Here is a 16,066-nt window from a genome sequence, read left to right as displayed (position 1 = left end):
TTGACCCATGTCTTTCGCAGGGCAGCCTAGGCCAGCCGCCGATATGCTGCCCGTCGACGGCCGCCCGAGCGGGTGGCCCGGCGCGGGGGATGCGCCGCGGGAGAGCCGGGGGGTGGCGATGATGGATTGGGCATCGGTGTCGGGGTTCGTGGCGGACCATGCCGCGCCGTTGGCGGTGGGGGCGTCGGCGCTGGCCGTGGCGGGGCTGCACGTTCCGTTTCGCGGGCGATCGCTGCGCGACGCGTGGCGGGGACCGCACCCGGTGCCGACCGCCGGAGTCCGGGTCACGGCCGCGGGGCGGAACCTTCTCCCCGCGTCGGCGCTGGTCGATGCCGTGACGGAATGTCCGGTGCCCGTCGACGTGGTGTCGGTGCTGCGGACCACCGCCCGGCCCGGCGGCGAGGTCGCCCACCGGTACCGCAGTTTCGCCGGACGGCTCGGAGTCGCCGACTCCGACTGGATCAGCGTCCTCGTCGGCGGCCCCGCCGAGCATGACCGGGCGCGGCTGGAGTTCTTCGTCCACCGCCTGGGCCTGCTGGGGCTGCGGGCGCGGCCCCTGTCCGGCACCGAGTTCACCGCGGCCACCGCGAATCCCTCCGGCACCGATGCCGAACGGCTGTTGGCCCGCGCTCCTGGCCGCGGTCACGTCCGCCGCCCGCACCTGTGGTTCACTCCGGCCCACGACGTCGAGGTGCCACCGGCGCCGGCGCAGCTGGTCGGCACCTCGCGCGACGGCGGCCCGCTGGTCATGTCGTTGCCCTCGATCGACCGGCTCGACGTCGTCGCCGACGCCGGCCGCCTCCCGGAGCTGCTGGTCCCCACGCTGCTGACCGGCGCGCGCGTCGGCATCCGCACCCACCGCCCGCGGCAGTTCGGCGTCCTCCTCGACCACGGCGCGGTGCTGGTCCCCGCCGCGGGCGATCCCACGCTCGACGTGCTGGTCCTGGACGGGGGTGCGCGGGTGGTCCGGCGGCCCGGCACCCCGACGGTCGTGCTTCACGACGCCGACGGCACCGCCACCACGGCCCTGCCCGCCGAACATGCCCCGCCTTCGCTGACCATCGGCGACCATGCGTGGCACCTGACCATCGGAGACGAGAAAACGCCCGTCAGGGCGGTGCCGATGTTCTCGGCAATGGGCTGACGGGCGGCGTCGTAAAGCCGTGCCCTACTGGCCCGGCTGCGGGCCAAACAGATCCTCCATGCCGGGGACCTCGATGCCCGGCAGCGGCGCAGCAGGCGGGGCGGGGGCCTCCTCCGGCGCGGGGGCCGGGGCCTCCTGCGGCTCCGGCACGATCGCACCGGTGACGTTGCCGGCATCCAGCGACGCGCTGCCGCCCGGGCCGGAGCACTCCACCGTCGCATCGCCGTACGCGGTGCAGGTGAAGCCGAACATGGACACCCGCTCGTAGGGGTGCAGCGTCTCCGGGCCGAAACCGGTGTCCGGGAAGTTCATGTGCGCGAACGTCGGGGCGGCGCCCGGCGACCACGTCACCGCGTTGGCCGCGATCTGCCCGCCCTCGTAGCTCTGCACCATCGGCGGGTTGGCGAAGTTCGTGCGGCACGTCAGGAAGGAATCCGAGCCCAGCGAGTTGGCGAAGCACTCCGTCGCCCCATCGGCCAGGCGGAACACGCGGGCGTTCTGCGCGCCCGGCGGCATGAAGCGGTCGTCCGGCACCTCGGCGACCGTCGGGCCGGCCGGCGCCGCCTCCTGCGGGCGCTCGGCCAGCGGCGTCGCCGACGACGACGTCGTCGCCGTCGTGTCCGCGACCGTCCCCGGGTCCGCATCGGTCCCGCCATCGCCGAAGCATCCGGCGAGGAACAGGGTCGAGGCGGCCAGGGCGGCGAACGTGGTGAACTTGCGCATGGTCACACACCCTACGTCCTCGTGGCGGTCGAACCCAGCCATTTGGGCCGATCCCCCGGGCACGTGAGACACCTCACCCGGGGCGCGCCTACTTCGGCTGCAGCGTCAGCGGCTCCTGGCCCTCCGGCAGGATCGAGCCCTCGCCGCGGTAGGCCTTGGAGAAGTCGGGCACCCACGCGTGCGGGTCGTCGTAATCGTCGTCGCCCGGCTCGGCCACGCCCGCCTCGCCGCGGGTGGTCATCGGCGGCATGTCCATCGGCGACTGGGCGCGCATCTCCTCGATGCGCTCCGGGTCGATTACCCCGTTGACCGCGTAGATGGTGACCTCCTCGTCGCGATACACCGGCGTCAGGCCCCGCGACCACCACGCGCCCTCCTGCATGCGCATGTTGATCTTCTGGTCGCCCCAGAAGTACGGCGGCGACACGTAAATGAAGCCCACGTCGAGCTTCTTCAGCGCCAGGTCCACCTGGTTGGCGGCGGTGGTGTCCCACGGCTCGCCCCAGCCGATCTTGTCGGTGTGCCAGTAGACCATCGACGTCGCGGTGGTCTCGTCGGCGTCGGGCCAGCCGAAGTGGCGGAACACCGTCGGGATGTCGTTGCGCATGTACATCCACGCCGAGCCCTCGTTGGGGTTGGTGAACACCCGGTGCTCGTGGGCCTCCGGCTGCTGCGCCAGCCAGTCGAAGGCGCGCAGATCGCGCTCGCTGGTCAGGCGGTTGTCGCGGATCTGCTCGTAAGCGTGGTGATTGACCGGCGCCATGATGTGCACCGCCCATGGGATGAAGCCGGCGACCAGCGCCGCGGCGATGGCCAGCTGCACCACCGGCACCGGGCGGACGTGGGGGCGGGTGATCAGATCGGTGCGTGCGGCCCCGGTCGCGGCCACCGCGGTGGCGCCGGCCCCGCCTTCGCCGGAGACATCGAAGCCGTCGGAGCCGCCGGAGCGCTCGCGCACATCGGGGCCCCGTTCCGGGTCCTCCGCTTTACGACGGCCCGCGTACCCCGCCACGACACCGAACAGCAGGGCCACGCCCGCGCCGCCGGCGGCGGTGATCAGCAGCGCCGTCTGCAGCACCAGGCGGTGCGGCGTCGAGTAGTGCAGGCCCGCGTAGACGCCCAACACGTCGCCGACGACGCCGCCGAAGGTGTTCAGCGCATGCGCGGTGAACAGCACCGACACCGCCCACGCCACGACCGGCCAGAAGCGACGCAGCATCACGGCCAGCAGCACCAGGCCGATCAGGCCGGCGATGATGACCGGTTTGATCGAACCGTAGTCCTCCGCGTGGCGGGTGAGCATGGCGAACGCCCGGTACCAGGCGCCCCAGCGGTCGACGTCGACCGTCGCGGACTCCGCGCGGATGTCCTCCGCCTGCTGCTCGCCCGACAGCCACTGCGGCACCAGGAACACGGCCGCCACGACACCGGGGAGCGCCAGCAGGCCGGCGTCGCGCAGCCGCGACTTCGCCGCCCCGAGCTCCGGGCGCACGGGGCGCCACAGGCGGCCGAACAGCCACCAGGAGCCCACCAGCAGCACCGTCGCCGGCACCGCAGAAGGGTGAAGCTGCCCGATGCCGATCAGCGCCAGCGCCGACGCGAACATCCGGATCGGGGCGTGCGGCACCGAGGTCAGCACCGCGAACGTCGCGCCCGTCAGCGCGATGCCCAAAAGGTACGGCCACGCGCCGACGTAGACGCTGATCGGCGTCAGCACCGGAAGCGCGGTGGTCAGCACCGCGGCAAGGCCCGCGCCGATCGACGCCGCCCAGCCGCCGCGGTCGATCATGCGCCATGCCAGCGCCGCCGCCCCGACCGGGATCAGCAGCGCCGGGGCGACGAGGCCCAGGATGTTCACCGTCGCCGGGACGCTCATGCCGGAGACGTCGGCGAGCACCGCGCCAAACGCGTGCCATGCGGCCGGGTAGTACATGTCGCCGCGGGTCTCGAAGTTCTGGATCTCGCCCATGCGCGTCGACGACACCATCCCGGTGTCCAGCGCGTACTTGATCACCGAGCCGTGCCAGTGCACGTCCCACGACTGTTGGATGGACTCGATCCCGCCGGGCACCTTCGCCAGCCGCGACAGCGACGCCCAGGCCATGGTCACGAATGCGACCACGACGCCGGCGATGGCGGGCAGGGCGATGATCGCCCGGCCGCGGCCCGGCTCCTCGCTCAACGACGCCAGCGCCGCCGCATCGGCCCGCTTCGGGGCCAGGCGGCGCCACACCAGCGCGGCCAGGATCATCGCCAGCCACACGAGGGCGGCGGTGATGGTGGAGTATGCGATGCCGACTGCGCCGAAGAACCAGCCGGCCAGTCCCGTGACGGCGAACGTCAGCGCGGGGCCGATGGCCAGCGCCCAGCCGAGCCGGAGCCCGGAGGCCACGCCCAGCAGCGCGCCCGGAAGGACGAGCAAAAGGACCAACACGATGGCGGGCCAAATCACGGTGATGAGCCTCCGGGGCAGCTGGGGAATGCGGGACCCGGTCAGTCTAGCGGTCGGGCATCCCGTCGAACCACGGGTTGCGTTCCGGGCAGCCCTTGCCCGCCGCTCGGTGCTCCTCCCCCGGCAGCACCCGGATGTCGCGGGTCTTGTCCGCCCGCGCCGCAAGCTCCGAATCATCGGGGTAGTCGACGCCCGCCAACGCCAGCCCCTTCGCCGGGGCCACGGGCACCAGCGGCGACCGCTCCCGCTCCTCGAGCAGCCCGCCGGTGAAGCCGGGTGCACGGCGCCCCTCCGCCGTGGCCAGGCATCCGCCGACCAGGGAACGGACCATCGACCAGCAGAAGGCGTCGGCGGTGACGCGGGCCTCGTACAGCTCCGGTTCCGCGTCGGTGGAGATGTCGCGCCACTCGAACGCCTGCAGATCCCGGATGGTCGTGGCGTTGGGGCGATGCCGGCAAAACGCCGCGAAGTCGTGGAGGCCGACGAGCACCTCGGCCGACTCCCTCAAAAGATCCAGATCGACCTTGCGCGTCCACGCCGCGGTATCGCGCGCCCGCGTCGGCAGCGGGCCCGCATCGGAGGTGGTGATGCGGTAGACGTAGCGCCGTCGTAAAGCGGAAAACCTCGCGTCGAAGCCCTCCGGGGCGAAGGAGCAGCCGCGGATGGACACGTCATCGGGCAGCAGACGCGCCAGGCGGCGCACCAGGCGCGCCGGATCGCCCGCGATGGACCGGGTGTCCAGCGACTGGCGGGGAACGTCGACGTGGGCGACCTGCGCCAGGGCGTGGACGCCGGCGTCGGTGCGGCCGGCAACCGTCAATTGCGCGTCATGGCGCAGCACCTTCGACAGCGCGTCCTGGATGGTGCCCTGCACCGTCCGCAGATCCGCGCCATTCGCCCCGCCCTGGGCCGCCCACCCGTGGAAATCGGTGCCGTCGTAGGCGATGTCCAGGCGCAGCCGCACCAGCTCCGGGGGTGTTCCGGCCGAGTCGATCACGTCGTCGTCATGCACGCCCGCCATCCTCCCCCGGCACCCGCGACCGGCACAAACCACGGCGGCCGTGCACTCCCCAACCGACCCGCGCGCACCCCGGAATCGCGAAAGCGCCCCGCCACCCGAATCAACGGGTGGGGGGCGCCACGGGAAAAGTGGCCCGGGGGCTTACTTCTCGTCGGCCTTCTCGGCGTCGGCGTCAGCCTCGGCGTCGGCGTCGGCGTCGGCGTCCTTGGCCTCGGCCTCGGCCTCGGCGTCGGTGGCCTCGTCGGCCTCGACCTCGGGGGCCTCCTCCTCGGTCGGCTCGGCCTGCTCGGCCTCCTCGGCCTTCTTGGAAGCCGCCGCGCGGGTGGCGCGGGTGGCCTCGGCGGAAGCGGTCTCCTCGGTGACCAGGGCGATCAGCGAGATGGGGGCGTTGTCGCCCTTGCGGTTACCCAGCTTGATGATGCGGGTGTAGCCGCCCTCGCGGTTGGCGAACTTCGGCGCCAGCTCGTCGAAGAGGTGCTGGACGACGTAGTTGTCGTTCAGCAGCTTCGCGGCGTTGCGGCGGTCCGCCAGGGTGCCGCCCTTGGCCTTCGTGATCAGCTTCTCCGCGTAGGGGCGGAGCAGCTTGGCCTTGGTGTCGGTGGTCTTGATCTGGCCGTGCTCGAACAGCTGCTTCGCCAGGTTCGCCAGAATCTTCTTCTGGTGGGAAGCGGAGCCGCCGAGACGGGCGCCCTTCTTGGGCTTGGGCATGGGATTCTCCTCGTGTTTTTAAGTCGCGTGCGCTTGAGCGGCTACTCGTCGTAGCCGACCTCCGCGTCCTCGGTCCATTCGCCGGTCTCGGCGTCGTAGCCCTCCACGGTGGACGGGTCGAAATCGTTCGGCGAGTCCTTGAGCGCCAGGCCCAGCTCCGAGAGCTTGACCTTGACCTCGTTGATGGACTTGTCGCCGAAGTTGCGGATGTCCAGCAGATCCGACTCCGTGCGGGCGGCGAGTTCGCCGACCGTGTGGATCTCCTCGCGCTTCAGGCAGTTGTAGGAGCGCATGGAGAAGTCGAGGTCCTCGATGGGCATGGAGTAGGCGGCGATGTCCTCGTTATGCTGCGGGGACGGGCCGATCTCGATGCCCTCGGCGGCCTCGTTGAGCTCGCGGGCCAGGCCGAAGAGCTCCACCAGGGTCTTGCCGGCCGACGCCATGGCGTCGCGGGCGGTGATGGAGTTCTTCGTCTCCACGTCGATGACCAGCTTGTCGAAGTCGGTGCGCTGCTCGACGCGAGTCGCCTCGACCTTGTAGCTGACCTTCAGGACCGGGGAGTAGATCTGGTCGACCGGGATGCGGCCGATCTCGCCGCCGGAGTTCGGCTGGGCGGGAACGTAGCCGCGGCCGCGCTCGACGACCATCTCGATGTCCAGGCGACCCGAGTCGTTGAGCGTGGCGATGTGGTGATCCGGGTTGTGGATCTCCACGCCCGCCGGGCACTCCACGTCGGCCGCGGTGACGGCTCCGCCGCCCTCGCGACGCAGGTACACGGTGGCCGGCTCGTCGAAGTCGGAGCTCAGCACCAGGCCCTTGATGTTCAGGATGATGTCGGAGACATCCTCCTTCACGCCCGGGATGGTGGTGAACTCGTGCAGCACGCCGTCAACGCGGATGCTCGTCACCGCCGCGCCCGGAATGGACGACAGCAGGGTACGGCGCAGCGAGTTGCCGAGGGTGTAGCCGAAACCGGGCTCCAGCGGCTCGATGACGAACCGGGAACGCGAGGAATCGATGAAATCCTCGGTGAGCGTGGGACGCTGGGAAATGAGCATGATCTGTGATCCTCCTGGTGGCGACCGCTATTTGACGCCGTAGGGAATGGGGATGCGAAGGTGCTCCGGCCAGTGCGCTTGACGACGGATGCCGTCGCCGTCGCAAAGCCGGATCGAAGGGGTTCGGCGCGGACGCCCGGAAGGGGCGCCGCGCAGAGCCTTACTTCGAGTAGAACTCGACGATGAGCTGCTCCTGCAGCGGGATGTCGATCTGGGCGCGCTCGGGCAGCTGGTGCACGAGGATGCGCAGCGTCTCGGGGACGACCTGGAGCCAAGCCGGCACGATGGCGTCGACCAGGGTCTCCTGGGCCTCCTCGAACCACAGCATCTTGCGCGACTTCGGGCGCACGTCGATGATGTCGTACTGCGTCACCTGGAACGACGGCACGTTGATCTTCTTGCCGTTGACGGTGAAGTGGCCGTGGGACACCAGCTGACGGGCCTGACGGCGCGTGCGGGCCAGGCCGGCGCGGTACACGACGTTGTCGAGGCGCGACTCGAGCAGGATGACGAGGTTGTCGCCGGTCTTGCCGGCGCGACGGTTCGCCTCGGCGTAGTAGCGGCGGAACTGCTTCTCCATGACGCCGTAGGTGAAGCGGGCCTTCTGCTTCTCCTGCAGCTGGAGCAGGTACTCCGACTCCTTGATGCGGGCGCGGCCGGCCTGCCCGGGCGGGTAGGGGCGGCGCTCGAAGGACATGTCGCCGCCGACGAGGTCGACGCGGAGACGACGGGACTTACGGGTTGCGGGTCCGGTATAACGGGCCATTTTGTTCTCCTCTTTCCCTTCTCTTAGACGCGACGACGCTTCGGCGGACGGCAGCCGTTGTGCGGCTGCGGCGTCACGTCGGAGATCGAGCTGACCTCGAGGCCGGCGGCCTGGAGGGAACGGATGGCGGTTTCGCGGCCCGAACCCGGGCCCTTGACGAACACGTCGACCTTCTTCATGCCGTGCTCCTGCGCCTTGCGGGCAGCGTTCTCGGCGGCCATCTGCGCGGCGAACGGGGTGGACTTGCGGGAGCCCTTGAACCCGACGTGGCCCGAGGAGGCCCACGAGATGACGGCACCCTTCGGGTCCGTGATGGACACGATGGTGTTGTTGAAGGTGGACTTGATGTAGGCGTGGCCCTGGGCCACGTTCTTCTTCGCGACGCGACGGCCGGTACGGCGGCCGCGGGCGGACTTCGGAGCTGCCATGTTTACTTCTTCTTCCCGGCGATCGTCTTCTTCGGACCCTTGCGGGTACGAGCGTTGGTCTTGGTGCGCTGGCCACGGACGGGCAGGCCACGACGGTGGCGCAGGCCCTGGTAGCAGCCGATCTCGATCTTGCGGCGGATGTCGGCCTGCACCTCGCGGCGGAGGTCGCCCTCCACCTTCCAGGTGGCCTCGATGACGTCGCGCAGGGACGAGACCTGCTCGTCCGACAGATCGTCGGTGCGCAGATCCGGGGAGATGCCGGTCTTGTCCAGCAGCTCGGAGGCACGGGCGGGCCCGATGCCGTAGATGTAGGTGAGAGCGACCTGCATGCGCTTGTTGCGCGGCAGGTCAACTCCAGCAAGGCGTGCCATTAGGCATTTTCCTTCCGGTTGGTGCGGTGGTTTACTCCACTGCCGTCCCCGCCCGAGATCTCGCCGTGGCCCGGTCGGATGCCGGGTGGGCGAGTTGAAAAGCGCGGGGCTCCGGCCACCGTTGCCGGAGGTGTTCTGACGGGACGTCGGGAAAAGGTGCGGACCCGGCGCGTGCGCCGGGTCGGGCGGTCCTCCCCACGCTCACCTGGGGTGAGCGGCCGTCCCGCTAGGACGGTGGAGTGATGGAGTCTTACTTGTAGCGGTAGACGATTCGGCCGCGTTCCAGGTCGTACGGGGAAAGTTCCACGACGACCCGGTCCTCCGGGAGGATACGGATGTAGTGCTGGCGCATCTTTCCACTGATGTGGGCGAGCACCTTGTGCCCGTTGTCCAGCTCCACTCGGAACATCGCGTTCGGCAGGGGCTCGACGACGCGGCCCTCAACCTCGATTGCGCCTTCCTTAGCCATGTCCTCCACGTTTCTCGGGCCCCATATTGGACCCGTTGGCTGATGTCTTTGCTACGTGCCTCGGCAATGCCGGGGCGCGGCTCGGGTACAGGTGTCCCTCGCCAACGGCCCACTTTACCCGCGAGCTGCGGTTATTCAAAATGGCGTTGGTCACGCCCCACGATGCCCGCCGGCGATCCGTGCGCCGAGGTTTTCACCGCCGGTTTCCCGTGCCCGCACCCCCGCAACCACGCTCCCCTCCCCCACGCTCCCCTCCGCCGATGCGCCCCAACGGTTTCGTGCCATATAGATGCCACCGCCGCGTTGGTAAAACCATCGCCGCAGGTCAGAAGCTTCAGATGTGAAGCACTGGCACCTATATGGCACGAAAACCCGGTTCACTCCTCGCTTCCCGCTCGTTCGCGCACTCGTTCAGGCGGGTTTCGCGCGGGGATGGGGCGAGTCGAGGCCGCGTTCGTGCAGGGTTTCGGCGGTCCAAGGCCGGGTTCGCGCAGAATTGCGGCGACCAAGCTTTACGACGCCCACGGGGCGCCCACGAGATCGCGCTCAAGGGCACCAATCGCAATCTCGTCAGATGTGCAGCCCCGACGAGCCCCGCGAGATCGTGATTCAGGGCTGCAAACGCGATCTCGTGGAACGGCGAAACCCGCCGACCGTCGCAAAGCAGAATGCGACGGCGGCGGGCATGCGGTGACCTACCGCGAGCAGGCCGGGGCGGCGCCGAGGGAGCCGGCGGCGGATGTGCGGTGAACTACCGGGCGGTCTCCGCAGCGGGTGTGCGGTGAACTACCGGGCGGTCTCCGCAGCGGATGTGCTGTGAGCTGCCGTGGGTGACCTACCGCGCGGTGTCCGCGTCGGCGTGGGCGGTTTCGGCGCCCGGCAGCGGATCGTTGTACTTCTCGCCGCCGATGTCGCCGCGCGCCATCTTGTTCACCGTCAGCGCGATCGCGCCGTCGCCGGTGACGTTGCAGGCGGTGCCGAAAGAGTCGATGGCGACGTAGGCCGCGATCATCAGCGCGATCTGCGACTCGTCGAAGCCGAGCTGCGACTGCAGCAGACCGACGGCCGCCATGATCGCGCCACCGGGCACGCCGGGGGCGGCGACCATCATGATGCCGAGCATCAGAACGAAGCCCAACGCCATGCCGAAGGTCAGCTCCGCGCCCGTGAGGTACATGACGGCGAAGGCGAACAGGCCGATCTTCATCATCGAACCCGACAGGTGCACGGTCGCGCTGAGAGGCACGACGAACCCGGCGACGGACTCGCTGACGCCATTGTTGCGCGTCGACTTCAGGGTGACCGGGATGGTCGCCGCCGACGACGACGTGCCCAGCGCGGTGAAGTACGCGGGCAGCATGTTCTTCAGCGCGCGGAACGGATTCACGCCGGCATACGCACCGGCGAGCAGGTACTGCAGGATCAGGATCACCCAGGTCATCAACGTCGCGAGCACCAGCACCTTCAGGAATGCCGACAGCGTCTCGGTGAGGTTGCCGTTCATGCCCATCGACAGGAACATGCCGAAGATGAACGGCGGCAGCAGCGGAATGACGAACTTCTCGATGACCTTCATGATCACCGACCGCAGCTCATCGGCGGCGGACATGAGGGTGTCCGACTTCACGGCGGTCATGGCGATGCCGACGGTGAACGCCAGCAGGAGCGCCGACATCACCGCGAAGGGCGGATCCATCTCGATGGTGAAGTACGGGGCCAGCCCGCCCTCGTCGATGTCGGCGGCCTCGAACAACTGCTGGTCGGCCAGCAGCCACGAGTAGGTGCCCACGGCGACTCCGTAGGCGATCAGGCCCGAGATGACCGTGGATGCGTAGGCGATGCCCACGGTGACGCCCAACCATTTGCCGGCGCCGCGGCCCAGGCTCGCGATGGCCGGCGTGATCAGCGCGAAGATCAGCACCGGCACGAAGAACCCGAGGAACCCGCTGAACAGCGAGTTGAACGTGACGAACACGCGGGCCAGCCATTCCGGGAAGAAGAAGCTGCAGACGATGCCGAGCAGGATCGCCACGATGATCTTGAACAGCAGCGAATTGAATATGCGGGAAGAGCTCATCGAACCTCGATCGATCGGTGTCGGGGGCCGCGCCGCATCGGGGCGGCCGCGGCGGCGCCGCTGGGGGCGTGGGCCGGCCGTGTCCGGGCGCGGAACATGCACCTGAGATTACTTCAGGTAGTGCGGTTTCCTTAACGCGGGGCGGCTCGTGCGTCACTTCCGGCGCGGATCGGGACGAAGCTCACACGCGGGCGTCGTAAAGCAGGGTCCCGCTTTGCTTTACGACGGCCGTTCGGGGCGCGTCCGCCGTGCTATTTCACCACTCCGAGGTGCTTCAGGATCGCATCGACGGCGGCGAGGTCCTTCAGACCGTAGATCCGGATGACGGGGTGGTATTCGCCCTCGTCGGTGTCGTGGACGTACCGGACGTCATGGATGGTGACGTCGGCGTGCTCATCCTCGGGCCACGGGCCGTCGTAGCGTTCGTCGTCGGGGTCGCAGGGCTCGCTGACCTCCACCCAGGCGCCGTCGGCGGCGTCGTCGCGGGGGTATTCGTAGTCGATGAAGCACTCGTGGTCGTGGAAGCCCGGGCCGGGCAGCGTGCCGCGGGTGTCGAAGTGGACGGAGACATGCTCGCCTGGCTGAGCGAGCTCGGGCAGGCCGTTCGACGCCGCGAAGGCGTTGAGCTCCCGGCCGTAGCCGGTGCAGTAAAGCGAAAGGTTCTCGTACTTGCGGGCTTCGCCGTCGTGGCAATTGGCCAGCGAAGAGAACAGCGGCACCGGGTCGAAGAGGTCGAAGTAGTACCCGACGGCGGCGGGAATGTCGGCCCCCTGGGTGACGGGCTCCGGCGCGGGCCGGGTCTCCGGGCCCGCGGCGGGCGGCACCGTCGCCGGGTCGCGGTCGTCGACGTCGTATCCCCCGGGGGCCGCCGGCCCGAGGATCTCGTCGACCGATTCGCCGGTGCCGGGACCCTGCAGGGCGTTGACGGCGGCGAACGCCGCGCCCGCGACGCCGATGGCCACCAGCGCGGCGATCACCGGCCGCAGGATCTTCGACCGGCGGGGGTTTCGCGCGGGGGCCGGGGCCTTGCCCCGCCGCCACCCCGGGTCATCGGCGCCGCCGCGGGATTCCATGCCCATCATCGTGCGCAGCCGATCCGGGTCCAAGGCACCGACGGCGAGCATCTCGGTGGTGCACGCCGCCGGCCGGATGTGGCTGCCCTCGAGCTGCGGCATGTACCGCTGGAACCCGGTTTCGTTGCCGACCAGCACGGGCCACGTCTTCAGGGCGCCGGCCTCGGTGACCATCCGCGGCATGGCGACGGCCAGCGGCTCATGGGAGCCCGAGGTCGCTCCCCTGCGGCCGTAGACCTCGCCGGAGAATACGTCGCCGACAATGACCTCTCGGGAGTCGCCTTCCCCGAAACGGGCGGTGGCCAGCACTTCGGTGTCGGCGACGGTGCGCACGGAGCCGGAATGCACGCCGAGTTCGGACAGCATCGCGAACCAGCCGCCGATGACCTCGACGGTCATCGACCGCGGATGGACGAGGACGAGCGTGGCGGGCTCCGTCGTGGGGGTGCGTTCGGCGGCCTTTGCGATGAGCTCCGGCAGGTTTCCGGTGCCCAGCGGCGTGATGGAGCCCCGGTGCCGGATCGCCGCGGCGGGAACGTCCGCCGCGACGATCGCCAACTCCCAGAAAGAATCGGACATGGGGGCAAACCTATCCCGAATATCGGGGAAAGGCCCGGTGAATGCCCTTCCCCTTACCCCCTGTGGTATTCGGCGGGCGTCGCCGGGCTTGACGACGGCCCCTCGGCACGCGACCGGCGTACAGGCAGGGAGCGGCGGGCCGGGGCCTCGGGCGGAACCCGCCGGATGCTACGGCCGCGGCGTGAGAATGCGCGGCCCCTCGGCGGTGGCCGCCACGGTGTGCTCCCAGTGGGAGGCGGGCTGGCCGTCGGCGGTGACCACGGTCCAGCCGTCGTCGAGTTCGTCGGAGCCCCACTCGCCGCCGAGGATGAGCATCGGCTCGATGGCCAGCACCGAGCCCTCCTGGATGACGGGCCCCTTGCCGGGCTTGCCCTCGTTGGCCAGGAACGGCTCCATGTGCATCTCGCGGCCGATGCCGTGGCCGCCGTAACCGTCGACGATGCCCAGCTCGATGTCGTGGCGCAGCTCCGCCGCGCGCGTCGCCTGCTCGAGGGCATGGGAGATGTCGGTCAGTCGGGCACCGGGCACCATGGCGGCGATGCCCGCCTCCAGCACCTCGGAGGTGGCGACGTTGAGCTTCTCCCACTCCTCGGACAGCTTTCCGACGCCGAACGTCAGCGCCGAGTCACCGTGCCAGCCGTCCAGGATCGCGCCACAGTCGATGGACACCAGATCGCCTTCCGACAGCACCCGCTCCCGCGAGGGGATGCCGTGGACGATGACCTCGTTGACCGACGCGCACACCGACGCCGGGAACCCCTCGTAGCCCAGAAACGACGGCACCGCGCCCGCGGATGTGATGACCTCGTGGGCGACGTCGTTGAGATCCTGCGTCGTCGCACCCGGCACCGCGGCATCGCGCACGGCCACCAGGGCCCGGCCGACGATCTCGCCGGCGGCCTGCATGGCATCGAGTTCGGCGGGGGTCTTCGCGGGGACGGAGGGGCGCTTGCGTCGGATTCTGATCACGATCGGACAGATTACCCCGCCGCAGGAACAACCACGGACGGGCCCGCGCCTCACCATCCCCGGACGCGAAAAACCGGCGCACGCGATTCCTCGCGTGCGCCGGTCCGTCGTAAAGCGAACTACTTGAGCTTGTCCAGCTCCGCCATGGTCGCGGCGTTGATCTCCTCGACCGTGCCCTCCGCCTTGATCTTGATCACCTTGTCGGCGTAGTGGTCCAGCAGCGGCGCGGTCTCGCGCGCGTAGACCTGCATGCGGTTGCGGATGACGTCCTCGGTGTCGTCGGCGCGGCCGCGGGCGAGCATGCGCTCGACGACGACATCCTCCGACACGTCGAACTGCACGACGCCGTCCAGGTCCAGTCCGAGGCCCTTCAGAATGCGCTCGAGCTCATCGGCCTGCGGGACCGTGCGCGGAAAACCGTCGAGGAGGAAACCGGCCTTGGCGTCGTCCTCCTCCAGACGGGACTCGACCATGCGGACGGTCACGTCGTCGGGCACCAGGTTGCCGGCGTCCATGTAGGACTTGGCCTCGAGGCCCAGCGGCGTGCCCTCGCCGATGTTGGCGCGGAACAGGTCGCCGGTGGAAATGTGCGGGACGCCCAGCTTCTCGGAGAGAATGGCGGCCTGGGTGCCCTTGCCGGCACCGGGGGGACCAAGGAGAACGAGTCGCATTACTTCAAGAACCCTTCGTAGTTGCGTTGCATGAGCTGGCTTTCGATCTGCTTCACGGTCGTCAGCGCGACGGACACGAGAATCAGCAAGGCTGTACCACCGAACATACCGCCGGCCATCCCACCCTGGCTGCTGCCGATGCCGAGATCCAGCATGAAGTTCGGCAGAACGGCGATGAGCGCCAGGTACAGCGAGCCGACCGCCAGCAGGCGGGTGATCACGTAACCCAGGTATTCGGCGGTGGGGCGGCCGGGGCGGAAGCCCGGGATGAAGCCGCCGTACTTCTTCATGTTCTCGGCCTGATCGTTCGGGTCGTACTGCACCGAGGTGTAGAAGTACGAGAAGAAGATGATCATGGCGAAGAAGATCACGATGTACTGCCAGCTCGACGGCGACAGCAGGTACTGGATGACGTTCTGCTGCCACCAGTTGTCCTGCGACGGATTCTCCTGGCCGGACTGCACGATCTGGGTGATCAGCACCGGCACGTAGATCAGCGACGACGCGAAGATCACGGGGATGACGCCGGCCTGGTTGACCTTCAGCGGCAGGTACGTCGACGAACCGCCGTACTGGCGGCGGCCGACCATGCGCTTGGCGTACTGCACCGGGATGCGGCGCTGGCCCTGCTCGATGAAGATGACGCCGACGATGAGCACCAGCACGGCGGCCATCACGGTGGCGAACACCAGGCCGCCGGCGGACTGCAGGATGTTCGCGCCCTCGGCTGGCATCTGCGCGGCGATGCCGGCGAAGATCAGCAGCGACATGCCGTTGCCGACGCCACGGTCGGTGATCAGCTCGCCGAACCACATCACCAGCACGGCGCCGGATGTCAGCACCAGGACCATGACGATCTGGTCGAACAGGCCGGAGCCCTCGACCAGCAGCGACTGGTTGCCGCCGAGCAGGGCACCGCGGTCGGCCATGGCGACGATGCCTGCCGACTGCAGCAGCGCCAGGGCGACCGTCAGATAACGCGTGTACTGCGTCATCTTGGCCTGGCCGGATTGGCCTTCCTTCTTCAGCTGCTCGAAGTGCGGGATCACCACCGTCAACAGCTGGACGATGATCGACGCGGTGATGTACGGCATGATGCCGATGCCGAAGATGGCCATCTGCAGCAGGGCGCCGCCCGAGAACAAGTTGATGAGCGAGTAGACGCTGGACTGATCCTGCGTGATCTGCTCAAGGCGTGCCGCCACCGTCTGGTAGTCGACGCCCGGGGTGGGGATCTGCGCGCCGATGCGGTACAGAATGATCATGCCCAGTGTGAACAGGATCTTCTTCCGCAGATCGGGGTCGCGCAGGGCCGCCAGGAAACCGGAAGGCACGTGCATCCTCCTGAACCCGCTTGGCGACGGCCCCTGTGGGCCGCCGAGCAGCGTCGACCCCGGATTCCGGGGCAGGGCTGGCGGGCGAACTGATAGTGGACGTTATTGGACTCTGTGAGTCTAGCAGCGCCGTCAGATTCGGGTCCCATCACGGCGCGGTATGCGAAAGCGCCCCTCCCCCGGCGAACGGGGAAGGGGCGCTGACGCGTGTCGTCGGGGTCTC

General features: G+C 69.1%; 15 protein-coding genes. 1 reads left to right on the top strand and 14 read right to left on the bottom strand.

Annotated elements, in window-relative coordinates; genetic code table 11:
- The first annotated feature begins 118 nt into the window (after positions 1-118).
- Positions 119-1,144, top strand: a complete 1,026-nt coding sequence (locus CX1_RS08725; protein WP_046650830.1) for a hypothetical protein — start codon at positions 119-121, stop codon at positions 1,142-1,144.
- A 24-nt stretch (positions 1,145-1,168) separates the two neighbouring features.
- Here the strand turns inward: CX1_RS08725 and CX1_RS08720 are convergent, their stop codons facing one another.
- From CX1_RS08720 to secY, 14 genes are all read right to left on the bottom strand, one after another.
- Complete coding sequence (locus tag CX1_RS08720) at positions 1,169-1,867, bottom strand: hypothetical protein (protein WP_046650831.1); 699 nt, start codon at positions 1,865-1,867, stop codon at positions 1,169-1,171.
- A gap of 88 nt (positions 1,868-1,955) precedes the next feature.
- Positions 1,956-4,319, bottom strand: coding sequence for a DUF6541 family protein (locus tag CX1_RS08715; RefSeq protein WP_052753265.1), 2,364 nt, complete (start codon positions 4,317-4,319; stop codon positions 1,956-1,958).
- 46 nt (positions 4,320-4,365) lie between these two features.
- Positions 4,366-5,340, bottom strand: coding sequence for a tRNA pseudouridine synthase A (locus CX1_RS08710; protein WP_082719246.1), 975 nt, complete (start codon positions 5,338-5,340; stop codon positions 4,366-4,368).
- A 141-nt stretch (positions 5,341-5,481) separates the two neighbouring features.
- Positions 5,482-6,048: a 50S ribosomal protein L17 gene (gene rplQ / locus CX1_RS08705; RefSeq protein WP_046650832.1), complete on the bottom strand. Its 567-nt coding sequence runs from the start codon at positions 6,046-6,048 to the stop codon at positions 5,482-5,484.
- Between the two features lie 41 nt (positions 6,049-6,089).
- On the bottom strand, positions 6,090-7,106 hold the full coding sequence (locus CX1_RS08700; protein WP_046650833.1) for a DNA-directed RNA polymerase subunit alpha: 1,017 nt from the start codon (positions 7,104-7,106) through the stop codon (positions 6,090-6,092).
- Positions 7,107-7,266: 160 nt separating this feature from the next.
- Positions 7,267-7,872, bottom strand: coding sequence for a 30S ribosomal protein S4 (gene rpsD, locus CX1_RS08695; protein ID WP_046650834.1), 606 nt, complete (start codon positions 7,870-7,872; stop codon positions 7,267-7,269).
- A 23-nt stretch (positions 7,873-7,895) separates the two neighbouring features.
- Positions 7,896-8,300, bottom strand: a complete 405-nt coding sequence (gene rpsK / locus CX1_RS08690) for a 30S ribosomal protein S11 (RefSeq protein ID WP_046650836.1) — start codon at positions 8,298-8,300, stop codon at positions 7,896-7,898.
- Between the two features lie 2 nt (positions 8,301-8,302).
- A complete protein-coding gene (gene rpsM, locus CX1_RS08685) occupies positions 8,303-8,671 on the bottom strand; it encodes a 30S ribosomal protein S13 (RefSeq protein WP_046650837.1) in 369 nt (122 codons plus the stop codon).
- A 250-nt stretch (positions 8,672-8,921) separates the two neighbouring features.
- The gene (gene infA, locus CX1_RS08680) at positions 8,922-9,140 is read right to left on the bottom strand and encodes a translation initiation factor IF-1 (protein ID WP_035121276.1); all 219 of its coding nucleotides are present in this window, start codon (positions 9,138-9,140) and stop codon (positions 8,922-8,924) included.
- Positions 9,141-9,975: 835 nt separating this feature from the next.
- Complete coding sequence (locus CX1_RS08675) at positions 9,976-11,217, bottom strand: dicarboxylate/amino acid:cation symporter (RefSeq protein ID WP_046650838.1); 1,242 nt, start codon at positions 11,215-11,217, stop codon at positions 9,976-9,978.
- 251 nt (positions 11,218-11,468) lie between these two features.
- Positions 11,469-12,869: a hypothetical protein gene (locus CX1_RS08670; protein ID WP_060925531.1), complete on the bottom strand. Its 1,401-nt coding sequence runs from the start codon at positions 12,867-12,869 to the stop codon at positions 11,469-11,471.
- Positions 12,870-13,037: 168 nt separating this feature from the next.
- On the bottom strand, positions 13,038-13,835 hold the full coding sequence (gene map / locus CX1_RS08665; RefSeq protein WP_113569987.1) for a type I methionyl aminopeptidase: 798 nt from the start codon (positions 13,833-13,835) through the stop codon (positions 13,038-13,040).
- Positions 13,836-13,957: 122 nt separating this feature from the next.
- Positions 13,958-14,509 carry an adenylate kinase gene (locus CX1_RS08660; RefSeq protein WP_046650840.1) on the bottom strand — a complete coding sequence of 184 codons (552 nt, stop codon included), beginning with the start codon at positions 14,507-14,509 and terminating at the stop codon, positions 13,958-13,960.
- Positions 14,509-15,849 (bottom strand): preprotein translocase subunit SecY, encoded by a 1,341-nt coding sequence (secY, locus tag CX1_RS08655; RefSeq protein WP_060925530.1) that lies wholly within the window; start codon positions 15,847-15,849, stop codon positions 14,509-14,511. The genes CX1_RS08660 and secY overlap by 1 nt, the downstream gene beginning before the upstream one ends.
- Positions 15,850-16,066: the final 217 nt, after the last annotated feature.

Source organism: Corynebacterium xerosis NBRC 16721 = ATCC 373 (assembly GCF_001552415.1).
Lineage (GTDB): Bacteria > Actinomycetota > Actinomycetes > Mycobacteriales > Mycobacteriaceae > Corynebacterium > Corynebacterium xerosis.
The sequence above is the reverse complement of the archived record's forward strand: the minus strand, read 5'-3'. Positions and strand labels throughout refer to the sequence as shown.